Below are 22536 nucleotides of genomic sequence, written 5' to 3'. Positions count from 1 at the left end.
TCAGATTGCCTTGGCTGGCCTGCGCATCGCCGAGTAGGTCAAAAGCATCGAGGCGAGATAAAGCAGCAGGAAGACGATGTTGAGCGACAACACCAGGTTGGACGTGTCGGGGATCGTCGTCAGCACATAGGTGAGCAGCACCGCCTTGAAACCGGCGAGCAGGCCGAGATTGATCGCCCGCACCGCGGTCTGGCCGCGCGCGAACAGCAGCTCGGCCTGGTATTCGACGAGATTGCGCAAGCCGGGCACGCACACCGCCAACGCCACCAGGGGTGCTGCCTCGGCGACATTCTTGCCGAGCGCATTGGGGAAGAAATGCAACACGATGCCGAGCGACAGGAGCGCCAGCGTCGAGACCAGAAACACGCCGCCTTCGATGCCGCTCTTGACCGCCAACCGGGACAGAAGTTCGGGCGCGCGCATCATGCGCTGCACCAGCATCATCGAGAAGGTGCGGATCGGGATTGCGGTGAGGTCGACCAGCCGCATGATGATGGCGTAGATGCCGGCGAGGTGCGGTCCACCGATCGACAGCACCAAAAGCTTGTCGAACTCCATCTGCAAATAGAACAGCACCTCGGCCCCCGCGACATAGAGGGAATCGGCGAGGCGCCTGAAATAGAGCTCGGTGCGCAGCCTGAGCCGCTGGCGCGGGTAGAAGAAGACGAAGGCGACGAATAGCGAGGCGGCGTTGGCGCCGATATAAAACCACGACCAGACGCCGATGGTGCGTTGCGCGGCGAGCATGAACAGCACCGCGCCGACTGCCCTGAGCGCCGTCGCCAGGATCGTGAGCACCGCCGCGCGGCCGAACTTGCCAAGACCGTTGTTGACGATCAGCACCACCTCGACCGGTCGCCACAGCAGCGCTTCGGCAAAGACGACCGCGGCGAAGACCGACAGCGGCACCGTGCCGGCGAAGAAGATCAGATAGACGCCATAAGAAGCGGCGGCGAGCGCCGGCAGCGAGGCCACACCGAGCAGCAGGAAGCCGGCGGTGAAAGTGCCGATCAGATTTCGGCGGATCGTCGCCGTGCGATAGAGCGCCGAGATGAAGCCGAAGGCGAGGATGCGCGACAGCATCACGCCTGCCGCCGAGGCGGTGGCGAACATGCCGAATTCGCTGATCGACAGAGTGTTGGCCAATGCCACGAAATAGGCGAGCGAGAACACCAGCCGCCCGCCGGCGCCGCTGATCGCCGAAAAATAGTCGAAAACCAGCTTCCGGCGTGCGGCCACGAAATGGCCGATCCGCGCGAGCGTCCGCCTTTGCGGTATGTCGCTGGTCTGGGTCATAGATTAGCCGAAGCATAGGCCGGAAAGCTTAACGTGCCGTTCTGGCGGTGCCCCCGCGGCTTGGGAAAAGGCTGCAATCAGGACGAGAAACTGTGGTTCCCGGGCTCCAAAATTAACCTTTTATTTTCCATGCCTGTTTAGCGTGACTTAACGATTGGCCGACCGCCGCTCCAAGCCGCCAGAGAGTAAATTCCAGGACATGGTCGACAGGGATAACCGTGACGATTGGAAGCGCGAGCGCTCTTTGCTTGCGCTCGGCCGGGCCGTGCGCGGCGAGGACAGCCCGGACGCATCGCTGGTTTCCATCGGCGACAAGGCCAACCCGTCTTGGCGCGAGGATGCCGCCGCGCGCCACCGCGCCGCGCGCTTCGAGCGCGAAGGGCGGTCGAGCCCGCAGCCCGCGAACACCGACGAACCCGGCCAACCTCAGGTCGATCCGATTTCGGAAACGATCCGGGCCGAGGACGGCTGGGCCGAGCGAGAAGTCCATCCGCAGATCGGACAGCGCGAAGAGAACCGTCCGCCGGACAATTCCTCTCCGGCCACGTTCGAACCGCGCTATGCGGAACCTCGCTACGCAAGCCGGCCGTCGGCCGGCACCGACGCACAGGAATGGAAACCGCTGATCGACCCGATGCAGGTCGTTCGCGGCATCACCCGCTCCAAGGCTCTGATCCTCTCGACGACGATCCTGGGCGCGGCGCTCGGCATCGCCATCGCGCTGTCGACACCGAAGAAATATGAAGCCACCACCGAGGTCATCGTCGACCCGCGCGACCTCAAGCTCACCGACCGCGACCTGACGCAGAACGTGATCGCCTCGGATGCCACACTCGCCATCGTCGAGAACCAGGCCCGCATCCTCACCTCGGGCGCGGTCCTCAACAAGGTCGTCACGGATCTCAACCTCGCAAACGACCCCGAGTTCAACGGCCAGGGCAAGGGCGGCATCGGCCTGATGTCGATGCTCCGCTCGATCCTGTCACGGCAGGATGCGCAAGGCCCCGCCGACGAGGCGCGCCGGCGTGCGTTGGCGGTCGGCAATCTTGCGGAGAGCCTCGACGTCGAGCGCGGTGGCAAGACCTTCGTCGTCTCGATCACCGCGACGACCGAGAGCCCCGACAAGTCGGCCCTGATCGCCAACACCATGAGGACTGCCTTCCAGCAGATATCCAGCGAACTCCAGTCCAACACGGCGGGCCGCGCGAATGACGAGCTCACGGCCAGGCTCGACGAATTGCGCAAGGGCGTCGAGGCTGCCGAGCGCAAGGTCGAGGATTTCAGGGCCACGCATGACCTTGTCGACGCCCAGGGTCATCTGATCAGCGACGACCAGATGCTGAAGCTCAACGAGCAGCTCTCCGTCGCCCGCGCCCGCACGCTGGAGCTCAACGCCCGCGCTGCCTCGGCGCGCGCGCTGAACGTCAACTCGGTTCTCAACGGCACCTTGCCGGAAGAGATCAACTCCAACACGATGGGCGAGCTGCGCTCGCAATATGCGGCGCTGAAACAGGAAGCCGATCGTGCCGCCATCAAGTTCGGGCCGCGGCATCCGGAGCTGCAGGCGCTCAACGCCCAGCTTGCCGGCGCGCGCGAACGCATCGGCGCCGAATTGCAGCGCATCGCGTCCTCGCTGCAGGTCGAGCTGAAGCGCTCCGTGCAGCTCGAGCAGGACCTTGCCTCGCGTCTGGCGCAGGCCAAGGTGCAGAGCGGCGACGTCAACAACGACCTGGTTTCGCTGCGCGAGTTCGAGCGCGAGGCCGCCGCGAAGCGCTCGGTCTACGAGCAGTTCCTGCTGCGCGCCAAGGAAACCGGCGAACAGAAGGACATCAACACCGCCAACATCAGCTTGATTTCGGAAGCCTATGCGCCGCTCGAGGCCAAGGGGCCGTCGCGCGCCGTCAAGGCGCTGGCCGGCCTGCTTGCCGGCTTCTTCGCCGGTGTCGGCCTCGGCGCGCTGCGCGGCGTCTATGCCAGCCTGCGCGAGACGGCGGACATCCGCTCACGCCGCAGACCCGAAGAGCGTGCCCCGGCTTTCGAGGACAAGGCATATCGCGCGGCGCCGCCGAGCCCTCCGCCGCCAGCGCCCCCGCCGTTTGCACCGCTCACATCATCGCCTGTCCCTGCCAATGAGGCCGGCCGGCCGGGCTTCTTCGGATCGCTGGCTTCGCTGCGCAACTTCATGCTGCGCAGGTCGGATGAGCCGATTGATGCCGGCTTGGACCCGCGTGCTGGCGCCCGGAACGCGCCGCCATCGAACCTTGGCTTCGGGGCGCCGTCTGTGCAAACCCGCACCTATAGTCCGGATTACGCGCAACCCGCGGGGCCATCCGACGACGCGTACGCCTCGTCGGCGGCACCTTCCCATCCGCAACCGCCGGTCGCCGAGGCGCGCCAGGCTCCAGACGACCAGCAGAGCCAGGTCGACGAGCTCCGCGCCAGCCTGCGCGAGTTCCGCGAGGCGGTGCGCGACCTGACCGAAAGTCGCACGCGCCGTCGCTATTTCTAAAGGGCGCAGCCTCCGATAAAAGCGGCCGGTTTCGGGTTTACGGCATCCGACGACGTTTTGACGGGATTGCGTGGTCGAATTTTCGTGAAAATGCCGCGCGGCATTCGATCGTTCGCGCTCGGCGCCTGGCGGATCGCGATGCTGGATTGAGGATCAGGCTGCTTGCAAGCGCGGCCGTGGAACAGTGTTGAAGGTGAATGATGGCCGAAGTGATCGACGGAAAGAGTGTCGCCGAAGACGTGGTTCAAAAGGTCAAGGCGCTGACATCAGAGCTGTCGGCCAAGGGCGCGACCCGGCCCGGTCTGGCCGTGGTGATCGTCGGCGAGGATCCGGCAAGCCAGGTCTATGTCGCCTCGAAGTCGCGCACGGCCAAGGAGTGCGGCTTCCATTCCCTCCAGCACACGCTGCCGGCTGAGACCACCGAGGCGGAGCTGCTCAAGACCATCGGCGACCTGAACGCCGATCTGTCGGTTCACGGCATCCTCGTGCAGCTGCCGTTGCCTGGCCATATCGATGCCGGCAAGGTCATCCAGACGATCGCGCCGGAGAAGGATGTCGACGGCTTCCACTTCATCAATGTCGGCAAGCTTGGCACCGGCGAGTTGGAGACGGCATTCGTGCCCTGCACGCCGGCCGGCTCGATGCTCTTGATCGAGCGCGTGCGGGGCAAGGATCTTTCCGGCCTCAACGCAGTCGTCGTCGGCCGCTCCAACATCGTCGGCAAGCCGATGGCCAACCTGCTGCTCGCCGCCAACTGCACGGTCACCGTCGCGCATAGCCGCACCAAAGACCTGCCGGCGCTCGCCCGCACCGCCGACATCCTGGTCGCCGCCGTCGGCCGCCCGGAAATGGTCAAGGGTGATTGGGTGAAGCCCGGCGCCACTGTCGTCGATGTCGGCATCAACCGCATTCCCGCTCCGGAAAAGGGCGAAGGCAGGTCGCGGCTGGTCGGCGACGTCGCCTATGCCGAAGCGGCCAAGGCCGCCGGCGCCATCACGCCCGTGCCCGGCGGCGTCGGGCCGATGACCATTGCCATGCTGATGGCCAACACTGTAGCTTCCGCCTACCTCGCGGCCGGATTGAAGCGCCCGTCCTTCTGATCAGAAAGCCTTAGCGTTGCCGAACCTATCTGCCTCCGTTGAACGGCCGGTCATGAACGATCCCGTTCAAGGGGGGCGGCAGTTCGGCTTCCTCCTGGTCGACAAGTTCTCGATGTTCTCGCTTGCCGCGGCGATCGACTGTTTCCGTTCGGCGAACCGGTTGCTTGGTCGCGACTTTTACGGCTGGACGACGATTTCGGCGGATGGCGACGCGGTCATGGCCTCCAACGGCCTGCCGCTCAAGATCGACTATTCCGTCGCCGATATGCCGCCGGTCGACATCCTGTTCGTCTCGGTCGGGCTCACCACAGAATTCCCCGGCAAGAGCAAGGTGTTGGCGGCGCTGCGCAGCTGGGGCCGGCGCGGCAATGCGCTCGGTGCGCTGTCGGTCGGCTCCTACCTGCTCGCCGAGGCCGGACAACTCGACGGCTACCGCTGCACCATCCATTGGGAAAACCGCGCCGGCTTCATGGAGCGCTTCCCCGACATCACCTGCACCGGCAATGTCTTCGAGATCGACCGCAAGCGCTACACCTGCGCCGGCGGCACCACCTCGATCGACCTGATGCTGGAGATCGTGCGCGGCGATTTCGGCTCCAACCTTGCCAATGGCGTCGCCAACCAGTTCCAGCATGAGCGCATCCGCTCGGCCGGCGACCGCCAGCGTGTCGGTCCCGAGCGCGATCTCACCGGCAAGTCGGAGAAGCTGAGACGCATCGTCGAGCTGATGGCCGACCATCTCGATGAGCCGCTGTCGGCGGTGCAGCTTGCCAAGTCGGCGGGCCTGTCGGTGCGCCAGGTCGAGCGGCTGTTCCTGCGCCACCTCAATGTCACGCCCGGCCGCTACTATATGCGGCTGAGATTGGAGCGGGCGCGCGAATTGCTGCGCCAGACCAACATGCCGATCCTCGACGTAGCGATCGCCACCGGCTTCACCTCGCACTCCTATTTCGCGCAGAGCTACCGGCTGCAGTTCGGCCGTCCGCCGTCGGAAGAGCGCCGCACCACCTACTGAGCGACTTTGCTGGCCGTCGGGCTTGTCTCCAAAGGCCGCCTCAAATAGCTTTCCCGGCGCGGACACGGGGGCTCACTCAGGAGATTTTCATGGCGGGACTGGCACGGAGCGTCACTGCGGCGATCCTCCTTTTGTTGACGACCACGTTTGGCTTTGCCGCCAACAAGGTCATCATCATTCTCGATGCATCGGGCTCCATGTGGGCCCAGATCGACGGCAAGCCGAAGCTGGAGATCGCGCGCGAATCGCTGCGCACGGTGCTGCAGTCGGTGCCGGCCGACGACGAGATCGGCTTCATGGCCTATGGCCATCGCCAGAAGGGCAGCTGCGAGGACATCGAGCTGATCGTGCCGCCGCAGGCGGGTTCGGCAAGCGCGATTTCGGCCGCCGCCGACAGCATGAAATTCCTCGGCAAGACGCCGCTGACGGCCGCGGTCAAGCAGGCGGCGGACGCGCTCAAATACACCGAGGACAAGGCCACCGTCGTCCTCATCACCGACGGGCTCGAGACCTGCGGCGGCGATCCGTGCGCGCTCGGCAAGGAGCTGAAGGAAACCGGCATCGACTTCACCGCCGACGTGGTCGGCTTCGGCCTGACCGCCGACGAAGGCAGGCAGATCGCCTGTCTCGCCGAAAATACCGGCGGCAAATACATCCAGGCGTCGGACGAGAAGGCGCTGCAGCAAGCGCTGGTGGAGATCGTGGCGGCGCCGGCTCCCGCGCCTGAGCCCGCTCCAGCCCCCGCGCCGGCGCCCGAACCGGCCAAGCCTGAATTCAATTTCATGCCGAGCGTGGTCATGGCCGAGGGCGGCGATCCGATCACCGACGGCAATGCCTGGGAGATCTATAAAGCCGCGGCCGACGGCACGCGCGGCGATCAGGTCATGACCGAGTATGGCGAGCTGAAAACCAACCTCGAGCCGGGCGACTATGTCGTCGTCGGGCGTGACGACGAGGCAAGGAGCGAGCAGAAGATCAAAGTCGAGGCCGGACAGACCTACAGCCCGCTGTTCACGCTGAACGCCGGCACCCTGGTCATCCACCCGCATGCGAGCCAGGGCTCGGAGATCAGCGGCGAGGCGCGCGTCGACTTCAACTATCCGGGTGGCAACACCACCCACTATGGCGACGCCAAGGCCACCGTGCCTGCGGGCGAGCAGAAGGTGACAGTGCAGATCGGCGCGGGCACCGCAACGGAGACCGTCCAGCTTGCCGCCGGACAGACCGTCGAGAAGGATGTCGTTGTCGGCGTCGGTCATGCGGTGCTCAACGCCTACTACACCGCCGGCGGCGACCAGGCCGACAATTCCGGCATCGGCTTCGAGATCGTCAAGGCCAAGAAGCAGATCGACGGCTCGCGCGAGAGCGTCGAGCACTCCTACGGTCCCGACAGCAAGTTCTGGCTGCCGCCGGACGATTATGTCGCCATCACCACGCTCGATCTCGCCGTCGTCGAGCAGCCCTTCAGCATCAAGGCGGGCGACAATCAGGACGTGAAGGTGGCGCTCGACGCCGGCGTGCTGGCGATGTCGGCGCCCGGCGCCTATTCGATCGAGGTGTTCTCATCGAAGAAGGACATCGAAGGCAAGCGCAAGTCGCTGGGCTTGAGCTATGGCGATAGCTGGCAGCAGACGATTCCCGCCGGCGACTATGTCGTCGTGCGCCACATGTCCGACCAAGGTCAGGACAAGGAAATGCCGGTGACGATCAAGGCCGGCGAGCGGACCGAGATCACGGTGCAATAGGCGCTGTAGCTAGTGGTAAAAACCTAACGCTTGATACCCACAGGGAATGGCGGGAAACAACCCCTTGCAGACCTTCCCTGAAGGCGGGTCAAGGGAGGGTCGTGACCCAACTCGGACGTTCGCCCCGCTCGCGCCTACGGCAGCGCATGGGCCTGGCGGTCATCACTAACCGAATGAGCAAGGCAGTAAAGGCCGCGAACTCCCTTTCACCCTTCGCTGGAATATTAGCGCTCGCTTATGCGGCGCCGGGGGGCTAGAGTTCGCATGGGCCGTGCCACGTCGGCCCAAGGGTGGTCCTGATGTCGTTCGATTACATCATTGTCGGCGCCGGATCAGCCGGCTGCGTGTTGGCCAACCGACTAACCGAAGATTCAGATCGCACGGTCCTGTTGATCGAGGCGGGCGGCGAACCAGACCCCAGGCTCGCTCACATTCCGGGAGCCGCTTCGTGGATGCAGAACTCCAGGGCCGATTGGGCCTTTTCCACTACGCATCAGCGTGAACTGTTCGACAGGCGCATCGCCTATCCAAGAGGTCGCGTTGTAGGCGGCTCAAGCATCCTCAACTACATGGTCTACATCCGCGGCAACTCGGGTGACTACGACCAGTAGGCCCAGTTCGGCAACCACGGCTGGTCCTACGATGACGTCCTGCCCTATTTCATACGTGCAGAAGCCAACGCCGCGATTGACGACATGTACCACGGGACAGACGGTCCGCTCAGTGTCGAGACCAACCCGCATCGGCACCCGCTCTGCGAGAAGTTCATCGAGGCTGCGGTCTCCGTCGGCCATCGGTTCAATCCCGACTTCAACGGCGCGGTTCAGGCTGGTTGTGGCTACTATCAGGCGACGTTGAGAAACGGACGACGCTGCAGTACGGCTTCGGCTTATCTCGATCCAGCGCGTTCTCGTCCCAACCTGACCATCATAAAGCAGGCGCTCGTCACCCGCGTCATCGTCGAGAAAGGCCGTGCTCGAGGCGTCGAATACTTCGCTGACGGCCGCCGCCTCGAGGTCGCTTCCACCGACGGCGAAGTCATCCTGGCGGCCGGCGCGATAGGTTCTCCACATCTTTTGATGCTCTCAGGTTTAGGACCCGCCGACCATCTAAAGGCGAAAGATGTGGAGGTCGTCGCAGACCTGCCGGGTGTTGGACAATACCTCCAAGATCACATCAGCCCGGGCACCATAAGCGGCTGGGTCAAGGACCCGGATGCCGTCTACGGCCAGGTTCCATTGAAGTTCGATGATGCCGTGACCGAGTTTGAGGAAACCGGGGGTGGCCTGCTGGCAACCCATTATCTTGATGTGGGCGCTTTTATGTCGGTTGACCCCGGCGAGGCTTACCCATCTCTGCAGACCTTCTTCTATCCGGGGATCTCCGAATTTTGCCGCACAGATGGCGTACCTGATCGACGAAGGTTTGGCGTAGGCGGCTACGTCTGCAAACCAGGCAGCCTCGGTAGTGTGACGCTTGCCTCTGGCAGCCCGCTCGACCCGCCGATTATCGACCCAAATTACTTCTCTGATCCGAACGACCTGCGCCTGTCAATCGAACTGGTCCGCAAAGACCGCGAAATCCTGAACGCAGCGCCGTTCAACGATATCCGGCGGGGCAACGCAACGCCTGACACCGATGATCCGAAAGGGATCGCCACCTTTGTCCGTCAGAACGCGTCAACCACTTGGCACCCAACCAGCACTTGCCGGATGGGAATCGATGAGCGCGCCGTTGTCGGGCCCGACCGGCGCGTGAACGGATTAGAGGGGCTCAGCGTCTGCGATGCGTCAGTGATGCCGTCAATGGTGAGCGGCAACACTAATGCGCCCGTCGTCATGATAGCTGAAAAAGGTGCCGATATACTGAGGTCGAGACGTATATAAGCCGCGATCGTGAGCGAACGCGCTACTTTGTTGCCAAATACTACCAAACGGAAGCGACATGCTTGGCCCACGGAGCAATAGCCGCTTCTGGCGCTGGTTGGTTGTCTGGTTAATCGGACGTACGACAAGAAACCACCCGTTGCGGTCGTGTCGTCGGGTATCAAGCGTCAGATTTTCACCACTAGGCAGAAAAAGGGCGGCTCGGAGCCGCCTTTTTTGTAAGGCACATTGGGGAAGAAATCAGGTGTTTGCGAACGCTGCGGCGCCGTGGTCAGCGCGTCCGACCAACTGCCGGAAGCCGGCGAACAGCTCGCGGCCGAAGCCGAACTCGTTGCCGATGAGATCGGCATCGGCTGTCCGGCGCAGCGCGAATTCCGTCCCGGGCACCAGCACTTCCAGCGTGCCGGCATCGGCGTCGAGGCGGATGATGTCGCCGTCATGGATCCTGGCGATCGGCCCGTCCTCGACCGCTTCCGGCGTCACATGGATCGCCGCCGGCACCTTGCCGGAGGCGCCGGACATGCGCCCGTCCGTCACCAGCGCGACGCGCTGGCCGCGGTCCTGCAGGATGCCGAGCACGGTGGTCAGCTTGTGCAGTTCCGGCATGCCGTTGGCCTTCGGCCCCTGGAAGCGGATGACGGCGACGAAGTCGCCGGTGAGCGTGCCGGCCTTGAAGGCATCGTTCAGCCCCTGCTGGCTGTCGAACACCTTTGCCGGCGCCTCGATGACGCGCCGCTCGGGCTTGACGGCCGAGGTCTTGATCACGGCATGGCCGAGATTGCCGGCAAGCACCTTCAGGCCGCCGGTCGGCTGGAACGCCTTCGCGAACGGCGCCAGCACCTTCTCGTCGCCGCTCTCCAGCGGCGCCGCTTCACGCAAGACGCTGCCGTCGGCGCCGAGCTTCGCCTCGACCGCATAGGGCCGCAAGCCTTCGCCCCACACCGTCTGCACGTCCTCATGCAGGATGCCCTCGTCAAGCAGCTCGCGGATCAGGAAGCCGAGCCCGCCCGCGGCGTGGAAATGGTTCACGTCGGCGAGCCCGTTCGGATAGACGCGGGCCAGCAGCGGCACGGCTTCCGAGAGGTCGGAAATATCCTGCCAGGTGAGCGCGATGCCGGCCGCCGCGGCCATCGCGATCAGGTGGATGGTGTGGTTGGTCGAGCCGCCGGTGGCGTGCAGCCCGACCACGCCGTTGACGATCGAGCGCTCGTCGATCATGCGCCCGATCGGCGTGTAGGCGTTGCCGAGCGCGGTGATCGCCAGCGCGCGCTTCGCCGCTTCCCTGGTCAGCGCGTCGCGCAGCGGCGTGCCTGGATTGACGAAGGAGGCGCCGGGCGTGTGCAGGCCCATTATCTCCATCAGCATCTGGTTGGAATTGGCGGTGCCGTAGAAGGTGCAGGTGCCCGGCCCGTGGTAGGATTTGGATTCCGCCGCCAGCAGTTCGGCGCGGCCTGCCTTGCCCTCGGCATAGAGCTGGCGGACCTTGGCCTTCTCGTCGTTCGGGAGGCCCGACGTCATCGGTCCGGCCGGGATGAAGACGGCCGGTAGGTGGCCGAAGGTCAGCGCCGCGATCACCAGCCCCGGCACGATCTTGTCGCAGACGCCGAGGAAGACGGCGGCGTCGAACATGTTGTGCGAGAGGCCGATCGCGGCCGCCATGGCGATCACGTCGCGTGAAAACAGCGACAGTTCCATGCCCGGCTGGCCCTGGGTGACGCCGTCGCACATCGCCGGCACGCCGCCGGCGACCTGGGCGATGCCGCCGGCCTCGCGCGCGGCTTCCTTGATCAGCGCCGGAAACGTCTCGAACGGCTGATGCGCCGACAGCATGTCGTTGTAGGAGGTGATGATGCCGAGGTTCGGCACGCGGTCGCCGCCGAGCGCGACCTTCTCCGACGGGCTGCAGACGGCAAAGCCGTGCGCGAGGTTGCCGCAGGAGAGCACCGCGCGGTTGGCGGCGCGGCCGGATGCCTCCGCGATGCGGCCGAGATAGGCTTCGCGGCCGGCTTTCGAGCGTTGGCGGATGCGTTCCGTGATGGCTTCGATGTCGCGTCTGGCTGTCATGGTCGGTCCTTTCGAGCCCCGGAAAACGTCCTCCCACAGCCTCCGGAGCTGTTCCTTGGTGAAATCAGGGTGCCCAGAACACCTCTACCGGTATCGGCGCGGCCTCGAGCACTTCGCGGATGGGCTTCTTCACGCCCGCTCCCATCGCGCCGTCGAAGGCGGTGCGCTTGTCCTCGCCTTCGATGTGGAGCGCGATGAAACCGGCGGCAACGATCCGCGCCATCGACAGCGTCAGCCTCGGCTCGCCGGCGCTCGGCGCGTGCACCGGGACCACGATCCGCTGTGAGGACGGGTCGAGCAATTCAGCGAGATTGCCGGCATCGGGAAAGAAGGAGGCAGTGTGGCCGTCGGCGCCCATGCCGAGAACGACGACGTCGAGCGGCCATGCCAAGGACTGCAAGGCCTCGCTGTCCGAAGCCGCCGCGGCCTCGATGCTGGCCGCTTCATGGTAGAGCGGCACGAAGCGCGCTGCCGCCGCCTTGCTCTGGAGCAGCTTGGCCGCCACTAGCCCGGCATTCGAGCGCGGCGAGGTGGGGGGCACGAAACGCTCGTCGACCAGCGTCACCGTGACCTTGTCCCAGGCGATCGGTATCGAGGACAGCGCGGCGAAGAATTTTGCCGGCGTCGTGCCGCCGGATACAGCGAGCAGCGCCGTGCCGCGCTCGGCGATCGCCTTGGTCAAGCGGGCAGCGACGTTGCCGGCAAGGGCTGCCGCCAGCTGCTGGCGGTCGGCAAAGCCGTTCCAGGCGTAGGCGGCCCCGCTCAATTGCTCTCGTGCCATGTCCGTCCGTCACGTTCGATGAGCGCGATGGAGGCCGAGGGCCCCCAGGTGCCCGCCGTATAGCCCTGCGCTTCCTGCCTTGCGCTTTCCCAGGCATTCTGGATCGGGTCGATCCATTTCCAGGCCGCCTCGACCTCGTCCCGGCGCATGAACAGCGTCTGGTTGCCGCGCACCACATCCATGATCAGCCGTTCATAGGCGTCCGGCGCCCGGCCTTGGAACGACTGCGCGAAGCTCATGTCGAGCGAGATTTGGCGCAGGCGCATGCCGCCCGGCCCCGGGTCCTTGATCATGATGAACTGCTTGACGCCCTCGTCCGGCTGCAGGCGGATGACGAGCTGGTTGGCGAAGATCGGTCCGGCGCTTTCGCCGAAGATCGAATAGGGGATCGGCTTGAACTCGATGACGATCTCCGAAACGCGTGTCGCCAGCCGCTTGCCGGTCCTCAGATAGAAGGGAACACCGGCCCAGCGCCAGTTGCCGATCTCGGCCTTGATGGCGACGAAGGTCTCCGTGTCGCTGGTCTTGCCCAACTCCTCGACATAGCCTTTGACGGCTCCGCCGGCCGAGGCGCCGGCGCGATACTGGCCGCGCACGGTGTGCTTGGGCGCCTCGTTGCCGTTGATGCGCTTCAATGCCCTCAGCACCTTCAGCTTCTCGTCGCGCACGGCATCCGCATCCATCGACGACGGCGTTTCCATGGCAACCAGGCAAAGCAGTTGCAGGATGTGGTTCTGCACCATGTCGCGCAGCGCGCCTGCCTTGTCGTAGTAGGTGACGCGGTCCTCGAGACCCACGGTCTCGGCTACCGTGATCTGCACATGATCGATATGAGCCGAGTTCCACAGCGGCTCGTAGAGCGCATTGGCAAAGCGCAGCGCCATCAGGTTCTGCACCGTTTCCTTGCCGAGATAGTGATCGATGCGGAAGATCTGGCTTTCGTGGAAATCGTCGCCCACCGCGTCGTTGAGCGCGCGCGCCGAGGTGAGATCCCGCCCGATCGGCTTCTCCAGCACGATGCGCGAGTTCGGCGTGATCAGCTTGTGCTCTTTGAGCTGGTGCGAGATGTCGCCGAACAGCGCCGGCGCCACCGCGAGGTAGAAGGCGCGGATGCGGTCGCTGTCGCCGATCGCCTTCTTGAGTTTGTCGAAACCGGCGCCCGTGGTCGCGTCGGCCGAGACATAGGAAAGCCTGGCCAGGAAACTCTCCAGCTCCTTGGTATCGACATCGGCCGGCTTCACATGCTGGGATATCGCCTTCTTGGCGAAGGCCTGGAATTCGGCATCGGTCATCTTCGCGCGCGACGTGCCGATGATGCGCGTCGGCTCGGAGAACTGGTGACCGCACTGGCGATAGTAGAGCGAGGGCAGGAGCTTGCGTTCCGACAGGTCGCCGGTGCCGCCGAAGATGATGAAGTCGAAGGGGTCGACGGGGATGATCTGGCTGGTCATGGTCAGTCCGGTTTGATGCCGCTCGCCGGTAGCGGGGCTGATATATTCTAATCGATTTAAATCGTCCAGTGCCTTGGTGTCGCATCAAGGGCCAATCGCGGGGGATTGATTGGGTCTAGACGTGCCCCTGATACTGGCGCTACCGGAAGGCTTGTCGGCAAGCGATGTCTTCCGGCAGCGTTCGCAGCTGCAACATAGAACGTGAATGTGACGAAAGCCAATGCATGTCGCCTAAAAGTGCGCAGCGGTTTTGGAGAACGACATGCATCAAAACAAGGATGCATGTCGCCCAAAAGTGCGCAGCGGTTTTGGAGAACGACATGCATCAAAACAACGACTGAAAGCGCGTCGCCTGAATAGGTTTCGACGCGGCGCGCTTTAAGGGAGAAATCATGAGCGCGACATCGCGCCATGGCCAGCTCCGGGTGCGGATGAACTAGAATGTGCGGGAAAACCATGCGTCTGGAAAACAAGGTTGCCATCATCACGGGCGCGGCGTCGGGTTTCGGCGAGGGCATGGCGAAGCGCTTCGCCGAAGAGGGCGCGCGCGTCGTCGTCGCCGACCTCAACGCCAAGGGCGCCGAGCGCGTCGCGCAAGAAATCGGCGACAGCGCGATCTGGACCCAGACCGACGTCTCGCTGCGCTCCGAATTCGACGAGATGGTCTATGCCGCCAAGAACGCCTTCGGCCGCGTCGACATCATGGTCAACAATGCCGGCTACACACACCGCAACGGCGACCTGCTCGGGGTCGACGAGGAAACCTTCGATCTGATCACTGCCATCAACATGAAGGCGATCTATCATGCCGCCCTTGCCGTGGTGCCGATCATGGATCGGCAGGGCGGCGGCGTCATCCTGACCACGGCCTCGACGGCGGGGCTTCGCCCGAGGCCGGGCCTCACCTGGTACAATGCCTCCAAGGGCTGGGCGATCACCGCCACCAAGTCGATGGCGGTCGAGCTCGCGCCGAAGAACATCCGCGTCAATTGCCTCTGCCCGGTCGCCGGCGAAACCGGCATGCTGGAGAAGTTCATGGGCGCCGACACGCCGGAGATCCGCGAAAAATTCCGCGCCTCGATCCCGCTCGGCCGGCTCTCGACGCCGCTCGATATCGCCAACGCGGCGCTCTGGCTGGCGTCGGACGAGGCGGCCTTTATTACCGGCGTGGCGCTGGAGGTCGATGGCGGGCGCTGCATCTGAGCGGCCGCTCCAGCGCGAAGCGGTTTTGGCGGCTCTCAAAGCATGTCTCCCGAAAGTGGGCCCGGTTTCGGGACGAAGACATGCTTAAAATTAAGAACCTAAAGCAGGTCGCGTGAATCCTTTTTCACGCGACCTGCTTTAGCGCTTTACGGCCGACTCCAGCCGAGGAAACGGATCAGGTGCCGGTCTTTAGGTAGGTCTTCCAAACCCAGCCGTGCTTGCCGTTATAGACGATCTCGCACCATTTCTTGCAGCTCATTACCTGCACCGATGCCTTGGCCGGCACCGTGATGATTGCGGATGCGCCTTTCTTCGGGCCGCTCCGCATGGTGACTGCCCGCAGGATGCGTCCATTGGCGCCGGCGCCAGCGTTCTGGGGCTTCGGCTTGTCCTGGGCCGTGTCGGTTGCCGCTGGCTGAGTCTCTGGAGCCTGCGGCTTTGCGTCCGGTATGGCGGCGGTCTGGGCGCCGTCCATCTTGGCATCCGGTTTTTTCGCGTCTGCCGATTGGTCGGCCGGCGCAGGCGCCGCAACCTTCGACAAGGCGGCCGAAGCATCGTTCTCCGATGCGGATTCGGCGAATGCGGCGACGGCTGGCTTGTCGTTCTGCGTTGCCGGCTTCTCCGCGGCCTGAACGGATGAGGCCGGCGGAGCCTTAGCCGCGGCGGACGCGGTCGCCGCATCCGCGCCGGTCCAGCGCGGGCTGTTGGATGCCAGCGCCGGGATGGCGGCTTCGCGCACGGCAGTGACGGGCGAAACCGCGTCGGCCTTGCGCGCGACCTGCGGCGCGGCGACGGAGACAGCTGCGCTCGCAACGGCCGGTTCGATCTTCTTCGTCTTGACCGGGATCGCGGGCACGGTCTGCTCCGCGCTTGCGATCGCCTGCCGTTCATTGGCCGGCAGGGCCAGCCAAAGCGCCACTGCGGCCACGCCAAGCAGCGCCGCGGTGCCGATGGCCGCGATCACCAGATGCGCGTTCGACTGCAGGCCCTGCCAGAAAGACGGCCGCATGTCATAGCCGAACTGTACTGCAAAGCGCCGTCGTTCCGGCGCACCGAAACTGAAGGGCTCGTTCACTTAGACCACCTCCAAAAAGCGGGCCGACGTTCTTTCGATCCTGCCGCAAAAAGTTCGCGGCTGATCGGCATCGGTCCCAAAATTCCAGCGGGCAGGCCCGCGCAAATCCCCGTTTTATCGCCCAGAACCGGCATCTTTTGCCGCTGATTATGGCATCACTGCGCCTTTTTGCGAAATTCTGCGCGTTCGTTAAGGATTCTGCAACATGCCGTTGGGGAAGCAGACTTGTCGAATCAACAGCTTCCTCGAGATGTCCGGCCTCAGATCCTGTCGCGCAAAGCGAACCAGTTGAGTGCCAGAAACAGCAGCGGCGCGCGAAAACGTCGGCCGCCGGGGAAAGCGGGAATCTTCAGATCCTCGATCAGTTTCAACCGGTCGCGGTTGCCGGCGACCGTCTCGGCATAGAGCTTGCCGAAGAAGTTGGACAGCGTGACCCCGTGGCCGGAGTAACCGCCCATCGAGATCACGTTCGGCATGACCTCGCGCACGAAAGGCTTCCTCGGCACGGTGATGCCGACATACCCGCCCCAGCCATGCGTGATCTCGACGTCCTTCAGCGCCGGATAGAGCTCGGCGATCTGCCGCCGGATGTGGATATGGATGTCCTTCGGATCGTTGACGGCATAGACCTCGCGGCCGCCGAAAAGCAGCCGCCCATCCTTCGACCTACGGAAGTAGCGCACGACGAAGCGGGAATCGTCCACTGACTCGCCCCCCGGCAGCACTTTGGATTCGGCGCCGAGCGGCACGGTCGCGCCGATGAAGGAGCCGATCGGCATGATGTGCGACGCGCTCACCGGCTCCAGATTGCCGCCATAGGCATTGACCGCGATCAGGCATTTCTCGGCCGATATCGTGCCTTTCGCAGTGGTCACCCTCACCTTGCCGCCGCTCGCGGCAATGCCGGTCGAAGGCATGCGCTCGAACAGATGCGCGCCGGCCGCGGCAGCCACTTTCGCCGTGCCGATCACCAGCTTCAGCGGGTGGATATGTCCGGTCCCGGTATCACGCGTGCCGCCGAAATAACGCGTCGAGCCCAGCCGTTCCGCGGTCTCGTTGGCATCCATGAAAGAGACGTGCGGATAGCCGAAGCGGCTCGCCATGATCTCGGCATGGGCCTTGTAGTCGTCGACATAGCGCCGCTTGTGCGCCACCGACAATTGGCCCGGCATGTAGTCGATCTCGATTGCGTTGGCGGCGGCGAAGTCGAGGAGGTGCGTCTTGGCCTCTTCCGCCAGATCGAACAGCGACTTGGCGCGCGAGAAACCGTATTCGGCCTCCAGTTCCTCGGCCCAGGCGCGCTGGCCGGTGCCGAGCTGGCCGCCATTGCGCCCCGACGCGCCGTCGCCGAAGCGATGCGCCTCGATCAGCACGACATTTGTGCCGGCCTTGGCGAGATGCGCCGCCGCCGACAAGCCGGTGAAGCCGCCGCCGACGATGACGACGTCGCAAGTCCGGTCGCCATCGAGAGCAGGATACTCACGGCGTAGCCCAGCCGTGTCCTCATACCAGGACCGGCCGGGGGAAATGGGGGATTGGTAGGGCATGATTCGCCGGAACTGGAGGCTTTTTGAGTAATGGAACGCGAATAGCGAGTAGGGAGTAGCGAATAGGGAATGAAGTTGGTGTTGTTTCTATTCGCTATTCGCTCTCTCACACATTCAGCAACAGATACTCCCGCTCCCACGGACTGATCACTTCCATGAAGGTCTCGAACTCGGCGCGCTTGATCGCCGCATAGGTGGCGGCGAAGGATTTGCCGAGTATGGCGCCGAGCTCCTTGTCGCCCTCGAACAGGTCGACGGCCTCGAGCAGGTTGCGCGGCAGATCGATCTCGTCCTCGTTGGCGGTGGTGAGCACCGGGGCCGAAGCCTTTTCCTTTTTCGTGATGCCGATCAGCCCGCAGGCGAGCGAAGCGGCGAGCGCCAGGTAGGGGTTGGCATCGGACGATGGAATGCGGTTTTCGACGCGCCGCGCCGCGGGGTCGGATCGCGGCACGCGGAAGGCCGTCGTGCGGTTGTCGTAACCCCATTTGGTGTTGACCGGCGCCGAGGCCGCCTGCGTCAGCCGGCGGTAGGAATTGACGTAGGGCGCGAACATCACCAGCGCGTTAGGCACATGCTTCTGCATGCCGCCGATGAAATGGAAGAACGCATCCGTCTCGGAGCCGTCCTCGGCCGAAAAAATGTTCTTGCCGGTCTTCTTGTCGAGGACCGACTGGTGGATGTGCATGGCCGAACCCGGCTGCCCCTGGATGGGCTTGGCCATGAAGGTGGCGTAGATTTCGTGCTTCAGCGCCGCCTCGCGGATCGTGCGCTTGAACATGAAGACCTGGTCTGCGAGCTCGATCGGATTGCCGTGGCGCAGGTTGATTTCGAGCTGGCCGGCGCCTTCCTCGTGGATCAGCGTATCGATCTCCAGGCCCTGCCGTTCGGAGAAATGGTAGATGTCGTCGATCAGCTCGTCGAACTCGTTGACGCCGGCGATCGAATAGCCGGCGCCGCCGCCGATCGGCCGCCCCGAGCGCCCGACGGGCGGCGTCAGCGGATAGTCCGGATCGGGGTTCTTGCGCACCAGGTAGAATTCGATCTCGGGCGCCACGACCGGCTTCAGGCCGCGCTCGTCATAGGCGGCTAGCACGCGCTTCAGCACATTGCGCGGCGTGAATTCGACGGAGCGGCCGTCCTGGTGGACGAGATCGCAGATCACTGCCGCCGTCGGGTCTTCTTCCCAGGGTACGACGGTCAGCGTCGAGAGATCGGGCAAAAGCTTCAGGTCGCCGTCATCCTCCGGATAGTGGAAGCCGTTGCCGTCTTCCGGATAGCCGCCGGAGATCGTCGTCATGAACACCGCCGAAGGCAGCGCCAGCGATGTGTTGGAGGTGAATTTCTTCGACGGCATCATCTTGCCGCGGGCGACGCCGGCCTGGTCCGGGGTGATGCATTCGATGTCCTCGATGCCGCGCCATTCCAGCCAGGCGCTGGCTTCCTTCCAGTTCTTCACACCGCGTTCGTTTTTCAGGAAGGCAGGCGTGCGGGCGCGTCCCCCCCGGTTTGACGGACGGACTTCCTTTTTCTCAGGCGGCATCATTCACCAGATTGTGTTGCGGATTTCGAAGTATAGCCGGGCGCCGTGGGGGAAGGGAAGGGGAGGCGCCTCGGGCGGGTAACCGTCTTCAGGCTGGCGGTGCGGCGCCACAACGTTTACACCAGCCACCTGCAACGAACGGTGTCCGCTTATGTCCGTCCCCCATTTGACGACGATCGGCTTCGATGCCGACGATACGCTGTGGCAGAACGAGCAGTTCTTCCGCATGACCGAGCAGCGCTTCGTCGCGATGCTTGCCGAACACGGCGAGGCAAGCCAGGTTTCGGCAAACCTGCTTGAAGCCGCAAAGCGCAATCTCGGCATGTATGGCTTCGGCATAAAGAGCTTCACGCTATCGATGATAGAAACGGCGATCGAGGTTACCGACGGCCGTGTTCCAGCCTCGACCATCGCCGAAATCCTGGCCGCCGGCCGCGACATGCTCAGTCACCCGATCGAGCCGTTGCCGCATGCGCATGAGACGGTCGAAAGGCTCGCCGGTGCCTATCGCCTGGTGCTGATCACCAAGGGTGATCTTCTGGACCAGGAGCGCAAGCTAGCGCAGTCTGGGATGGGCGATCTCTTTGATGCCGTCGAGATCGTCAGCGACAAGACCGCCGCCACCTATGCCCGCATCTTCAGCCGCCATGGCGACGGCCCGCAGAACAGCATGATGGTCGGCAATTCGCTCAAGTCCGACGTGGTTCCCGCCATCGAGGCCGGCGGCTGGGGCATCCATGTCCCGCATGAATTGACCTGGGCTGTCGAACACGCCGACGCGCCTGTTGCGGCGCCGCGTTTCCGACGGATTGCCGACCTTGGCGAGTTGCCGACCCTGGTCGAGACCATCGCGCGGACTGGCTGAGCTCTGTCCAGGTTGTTCCGGATGGAAAACCGGTATGCACTTTTCCTGGAATGCTTAGAGCAATTCCAGGAAAAGTGTGAAACGGTTTTGCGTCCGGAATTGCGTCAAAACAAAGAGATAGAGCGGTTTGCCGTTTCCGTGAAACGGTAAAACGCTCTAGCCGCGGCCGACCAGGCGCTCGATCACCGGTTGCAGCCTTTCAGGCGTGATCGGCTTGGCAACCACCGCGTCGATCACGCTCGACAGGCCAAGGCTGTCCGGTGTGCCATTCCTGGTTGAAAGCAGAATCACCGAGGGCTGCGCCCTGTCGGAGGCGCGCCGCAGCGCGTCGATGCCGGACAACAGCCCGTCGCAATCCTTGTCGTCGGGGCCGCCGTCCAGGATGATTGCGCCGGGGACCAAGCCGGCCAAAGCCTTCTCTGCCGTCTCGGGCGACTCAGAAATCGGCTTCAGCCCGGATTTTTCAACGATTTTCGACACCACGACCCGGTTGATCGACGATTTGCCGACCACAAGCACCTTGGAGAAATCCGCCGTCAGCCGGGCAGCCGGGCCGCGGCCCGCTGGTTTCATTGGCTTTCGAGGGTCGTCATGATCGGCGGGAGACATGTTGGCGGATGCTCTGGTTCAATGCAGGGTTGAAACCTGAGCGCAATTGGCGTGAGATCGCCAGCGGTGTCAAGCAGAAATAGTGGAAAATGAGAATATAGCAAGAATTGCTAAAATTCGGCGCAAGTTCTCCCCGTCACCCCAAGCGGAATTCGAAAAAACCGAAAGTCTCCCGAACGTATAGCGCGCGGGAGACATTCGCGGAAGATTGTTGACGTAGCGTCAACCGTGGTTCTGGTGGGTGACGATCACTGGGATCAAAAGATCACCCCAGTTGCCGTCCCCGCCATGGTGCCTGGCCGAACGCACCAGTTCCACGGACACGCCTGCCTCGACTGCCTTCATCACCGATTGGTTCAGTCTGTGCAGGTCGTTGGCCAGCATGCGGATCGTCGCCTGTTGATCGACGCTCATTGCGCTCGATTGTTCTTCGGCGCGTTCCTTGACGCGGCTTATCGATGCCATTGGTCTTCTCCCTGACGTAATGCCCTTCGGGCGTTTCCTCTCAATGTTGTCGTCACTCGGCCGCCGGCCTGAACTGGGCGTGCTCGGTCGACTCATGCATGGCGGTGGTCGAAGACTGGCCGCCGGTGATCGCCATCGAGACGGCATCGAAATAGCCGGTGCCGACCTCGCGCTGATGCTTGGTCGCGGTGTAGCCGTGGGCCTCCGCCGCGAACTCGGCTTCCTGCAGTTCCGAATAGGCCGCCATCTGGCGGTCTTTGTAGCCGCGGGCCAACTCGAACATGCCGAAGTTCAGCTGGTGGAAGCCGGCCAGCGTGATGAACTGGAACTTGTAGCCCATGGCGCCGAGCTCCTTCTGGAACTTCGCGATGGTGGCGTCGTCCAGGTTCTTCTTCCAGTTGAACGACGGCGAGCAGTTGTAGGCCAGCAGCTTGCCGGGATGATGCTTGCGCACGCCCTCGGCGAACTTCCTTGCCTGCTCAAGATCCGGCTTCGAGGTTTCGCACCAGATCAGGTCCGCATGCGGCGCGTAAGCGACGGCGCGCGCGATGCAGGGCTCGATGCCGTTCCTGACATGGTAGAAGCCTTCGACGGTGCGGCCGGCATCGTAATCGACGAAAGCCCGGTCGCGCTCGTCGATGTCGGAGGTGAGCAGCTTTGCCGCCTCGGCATCGGTGCGCGCCACCACCAGCGTCGGCGTGCCCATCACGTCCGCCGCGAGCCGAGCCGCGTTGAGGTTGCGTATATGCGCCGCGGTCGGGATCAGCACCTTGCCGCCGAGGTGGCCGCACTTCTTCTCCGACGCCAGCTGGTCCTCGTAGTGGACGCCCGCCGCGCCGGCCTCGATGAATGCCTTCATGATCTCGAAGGCGTTGAGCGGGCCGCCGAAGCCCGCCTCGGCGTCGGCCACGATCGGCGCAAACCAGGTCTCGACCGAAAGTCCCTGGCCTTCGGACGTCTCGATCTGGTCTGCGCGCTGCAGCGTGCGGTTGATGCGCTTGACCAGCTCAGGCGCCGCGTTGGCGGGATAAAGCGACTGGTCCGGATACATGGCGGACGCGGTGTTGGCGTCCGCCGCGACCTGCCAGCCCGACAGGTAGATCGCCTTCAGCCCCGCCCGGACCTGCTGCATGGCCTGGTTGCCGGACATGGCGCCGAGCGCGTTGACGAAATCCTCCTCGTGGATGAGCTTCCACAGCCGGCTCGCCCCCATTTCGGCAAGCGTGTGGCGAATCTGGACCGAGCCGCGCAGCCGCTTCACATCCTCCGGCGAGTAGGGCCGTTCGATGCCGTCGAAACGGCCTTCCGGCGCGGACGGGACGAGGTTGTAAAAATCAGTCATCGGTTGCTCCAGGTCGGTCTGCTTTGCTCGGATGGCGCGTTCG

The 22536-nt window shown here is 64.0% G+C and carries 17 protein-coding genes and 1 pseudogene; 8 read left to right on the top strand and 10 right to left on the bottom strand.

All coding sequences use genetic code 11. The annotated features are described in order from the left end of the window. Positions 1–1296, bottom strand: a complete 1296-nt coding sequence (locus ABID26_RS28615; RefSeq protein WP_292372023.1) for a lipopolysaccharide biosynthesis protein — start codon at positions 1294–1296, stop codon at positions 1–3. 199 nt (positions 1297–1495) lie between these two features. Here ABID26_RS28615 and ABID26_RS28610 point away from each other — a divergent pair, with 199 nt between their 5' ends. From ABID26_RS28610 to ABID26_RS28585, 6 genes and pseudogenes are all read left to right on the top strand, one after another. Beyond that, the gene (locus tag ABID26_RS28610; protein ID WP_292372021.1) at positions 1496–3805 is read left to right on the top strand and encodes a GumC family protein; all 2310 of its coding nucleotides are present in this window, start codon (positions 1496–1498) and stop codon (positions 3803–3805) included. Positions 3806–4005: 200 nt separating this feature from the next. After that, positions 4006–4905 (top strand): bifunctional methylenetetrahydrofolate dehydrogenase/methenyltetrahydrofolate cyclohydrolase FolD, encoded by a 900-nt coding sequence (gene folD / locus ABID26_RS28605; protein WP_292372020.1) that lies wholly within the window; start codon positions 4006–4008, stop codon positions 4903–4905. Between the two features lie 52 nt (positions 4906–4957). Beyond that, positions 4958–5920, top strand: a complete 963-nt coding sequence (locus ABID26_RS28600) for a GlxA family transcriptional regulator (RefSeq protein ID WP_126101984.1) — start codon at positions 4958–4960, stop codon at positions 5918–5920. An 89-nt stretch (positions 5921–6009) separates the two neighbouring features. Continuing rightward, complete coding sequence (locus tag ABID26_RS28595) at positions 6010–7665, top strand: vWA domain-containing protein (protein WP_292372018.1); 1656 nt, start codon at positions 6010–6012, stop codon at positions 7663–7665. A 299-nt stretch (positions 7666–7964) separates the two neighbouring features. After that, a pseudogene (locus ABID26_RS28590) lies at positions 7965–8831 on the top strand (GMC family oxidoreductase); the annotation flags it as partial. Positions 8832–8987: 156 nt separating this feature from the next. After that, entirely contained in the window at positions 8988–9551 is a 564-nt protein-coding gene (locus ABID26_RS28585) for a GMC oxidoreductase (protein WP_292372232.1), read from the top strand. 240 nt (positions 9552–9791) lie between these two features. Here ABID26_RS28585 and edd read toward each other — a convergent pair whose 3' ends face one another. From edd to zwf, 3 genes are all read right to left on the bottom strand, one after another. After that, complete coding sequence (gene edd / locus ABID26_RS28580; RefSeq protein WP_126101981.1) at positions 9792–11615, bottom strand: phosphogluconate dehydratase; 1824 nt, start codon at positions 11613–11615, stop codon at positions 9792–9794. Positions 11616–11679: 64 nt separating this feature from the next. Continuing rightward, a complete protein-coding gene (pgl, locus tag ABID26_RS28575) occupies positions 11680–12396 on the bottom strand; it encodes a 6-phosphogluconolactonase (protein WP_292372016.1) in 717 nt (238 codons plus the stop codon). Continuing rightward, complete coding sequence (gene zwf / locus ABID26_RS28570; RefSeq protein ID WP_126101979.1) at positions 12378–13847, bottom strand: glucose-6-phosphate dehydrogenase; 1470 nt, start codon at positions 13845–13847, stop codon at positions 12378–12380. Before zwf ends, pgl begins: the two co-directional genes overlap by 19 nt. Before the next feature lie 456 nt (positions 13848–14303). On the opposite strand from zwf, the gene ABID26_RS28565 reads away from it, so the two are divergent. Next, positions 14304–15050, top strand: coding sequence for an SDR family oxidoreductase (locus ABID26_RS28565; protein WP_292372230.1), 747 nt, complete (start codon positions 14304–14306; stop codon positions 15048–15050). Between the two features lie 175 nt (positions 15051–15225). On the opposite strand, the gene ABID26_RS28560 is transcribed toward ABID26_RS28565, so the two are convergent. The 3 genes from ABID26_RS28560 to ABID26_RS28550 all read right to left on the bottom strand — a co-directional run bounded on the left by ABID26_RS28560 (position 15226) and on the right by ABID26_RS28550 (position 19215). Then, entirely contained in the window at positions 15226–16125 is a 900-nt protein-coding gene (locus ABID26_RS28560; protein ID WP_292372013.1) for an SH3 domain-containing protein, read from the bottom strand. Positions 16126–16385: 260 nt separating this feature from the next. Continuing rightward, a complete protein-coding gene (locus ABID26_RS28555) occupies positions 16386–17672 on the bottom strand; it encodes an NAD(P)/FAD-dependent oxidoreductase (protein ID WP_292372011.1) in 1287 nt (428 codons plus the stop codon). Positions 17673–17778: 106 nt separating this feature from the next. After that, positions 17779–19215: a glutamine synthetase family protein gene (locus ABID26_RS28550; RefSeq protein WP_292302963.1), complete on the bottom strand. Its 1437-nt coding sequence runs from the start codon at positions 19213–19215 to the stop codon at positions 17779–17781. A gap of 148 nt (positions 19216–19363) precedes the next feature. Between ABID26_RS28550 and ABID26_RS28545 the strand changes: the two genes are divergently transcribed. After that, complete coding sequence (locus tag ABID26_RS28545; RefSeq protein ID WP_126101975.1) at positions 19364–20077, top strand: HAD family hydrolase; 714 nt, start codon at positions 19364–19366, stop codon at positions 20075–20077. A gap of 156 nt (positions 20078–20233) precedes the next feature. Here the strand turns inward: ABID26_RS28545 and ABID26_RS28540 are convergent, their stop codons facing one another. The 3 genes from ABID26_RS28540 to aceA form a co-directional block, all read right to left on the bottom strand. After that, complete coding sequence (locus ABID26_RS28540; RefSeq protein WP_245460091.1) at positions 20234–20650, bottom strand: response regulator; 417 nt, start codon at positions 20648–20650, stop codon at positions 20234–20236. Positions 20651–20908: 258 nt separating this feature from the next. Beyond that, complete coding sequence (locus ABID26_RS28535) at positions 20909–21151, bottom strand: SMc00767 family acetate metabolism repressor (RefSeq protein WP_059186117.1); 243 nt, start codon at positions 21149–21151, stop codon at positions 20909–20911. 52 nt (positions 21152–21203) lie between these two features. Next, positions 21204–22493 carry an isocitrate lyase gene (gene aceA / locus ABID26_RS28530; RefSeq protein WP_126101974.1) on the bottom strand — a complete coding sequence of 430 codons (1290 nt, stop codon included), beginning with the start codon at positions 22491–22493 and terminating at the stop codon, positions 21204–21206. Positions 22494–22536: the final 43 nt, after the last annotated feature.

The sequence above is a fragment of the Mesorhizobium shonense genome (assembly GCF_040545255.1).
Classification (GTDB): domain Bacteria; phylum Pseudomonadota; class Alphaproteobacteria; order Rhizobiales; family Rhizobiaceae; genus Mesorhizobium; species Mesorhizobium shonense.
The sequence above is the reverse complement of the archived record's forward strand: the minus strand, read 5'-3'. Positions and strand labels throughout refer to the sequence as shown.

Excerpts from the sequence above, each read along its gene's own strand:
- ABID26_RS28615 (WP_292372023.1), bottom strand. The coding sequence starts at position 1,296 with ATGACCCAGACCAGCGACATACCGCAAAGGCGGACGCTCGCGCGGATC.
- ABID26_RS28610 (WP_292372021.1), top strand. The coding sequence starts at position 1,496 with ATGGTCGACAGGGATAACCGTGACGATTGGAAGCGCGAGCGCTCTTTG.
- folD (WP_292372020.1), top strand. The coding sequence starts at position 4,006 with ATGGCCGAAGTGATCGACGGAAAGAGTGTCGCCGAAGACGTGGTTCAA.
- ABID26_RS28600 (WP_126101984.1), top strand. The coding sequence starts at position 4,958 with ATGAACGATCCCGTTCAAGGGGGGCGGCAGTTCGGCTTCCTCCTGGTC.
- ABID26_RS28595 (WP_292372018.1), top strand. The coding sequence starts at position 6,010 with ATGGCGGGACTGGCACGGAGCGTCACTGCGGCGATCCTCCTTTTGTTG.
- ABID26_RS28585 (WP_292372232.1), top strand. The coding sequence starts at position 8,988 with ATGTCGGTTGACCCCGGCGAGGCTTACCCATCTCTGCAGACCTTCTTC.
- edd (WP_126101981.1), bottom strand. The coding sequence starts at position 11,615 with ATGACAGCCAGACGCGACATCGAAGCCATCACGGAACGCATCCGCCAA.
- pgl (WP_292372016.1), bottom strand. The coding sequence starts at position 12,396 with ATGGCACGAGAGCAATTGAGCGGGGCCGCCTACGCCTGGAACGGCTTT.
- zwf (WP_126101979.1), bottom strand. The coding sequence starts at position 13,847 with ATGACCAGCCAGATCATCCCCGTCGACCCCTTCGACTTCATCATCTTC.
- ABID26_RS28565 (WP_292372230.1), top strand. The coding sequence starts at position 14,304 with ATGCGTCTGGAAAACAAGGTTGCCATCATCACGGGCGCGGCGTCGGGT.
- ABID26_RS28555 (WP_292372011.1), bottom strand. The coding sequence starts at position 17,672 with ATGCCCTACCAATCCCCCATTTCCCCCGGCCGGTCCTGGTATGAGGAC.
- ABID26_RS28550 (WP_292302963.1), bottom strand. The coding sequence starts at position 19,215 with ATGATGCCGCCTGAGAAAAAGGAAGTCCGTCCGTCAAACCGGGGGGGA.
- ABID26_RS28545 (WP_126101975.1), top strand. The coding sequence starts at position 19,364 with ATGTCCGTCCCCCATTTGACGACGATCGGCTTCGATGCCGACGATACG.
- ABID26_RS28540 (WP_245460091.1), bottom strand. The coding sequence starts at position 20,650 with ATGAAACCAGCGGGCCGCGGCCCGGCTGCCCGGCTGACGGCGGATTTC.
- ABID26_RS28535 (WP_059186117.1), bottom strand. The coding sequence starts at position 21,151 with ATGGCATCGATAAGCCGCGTCAAGGAACGCGCCGAAGAACAATCGAGC.
- aceA (WP_126101974.1), bottom strand. The coding sequence starts at position 22,493 with ATGACTGATTTTTACAACCTCGTCCCGTCCGCGCCGGAAGGCCGTTTC.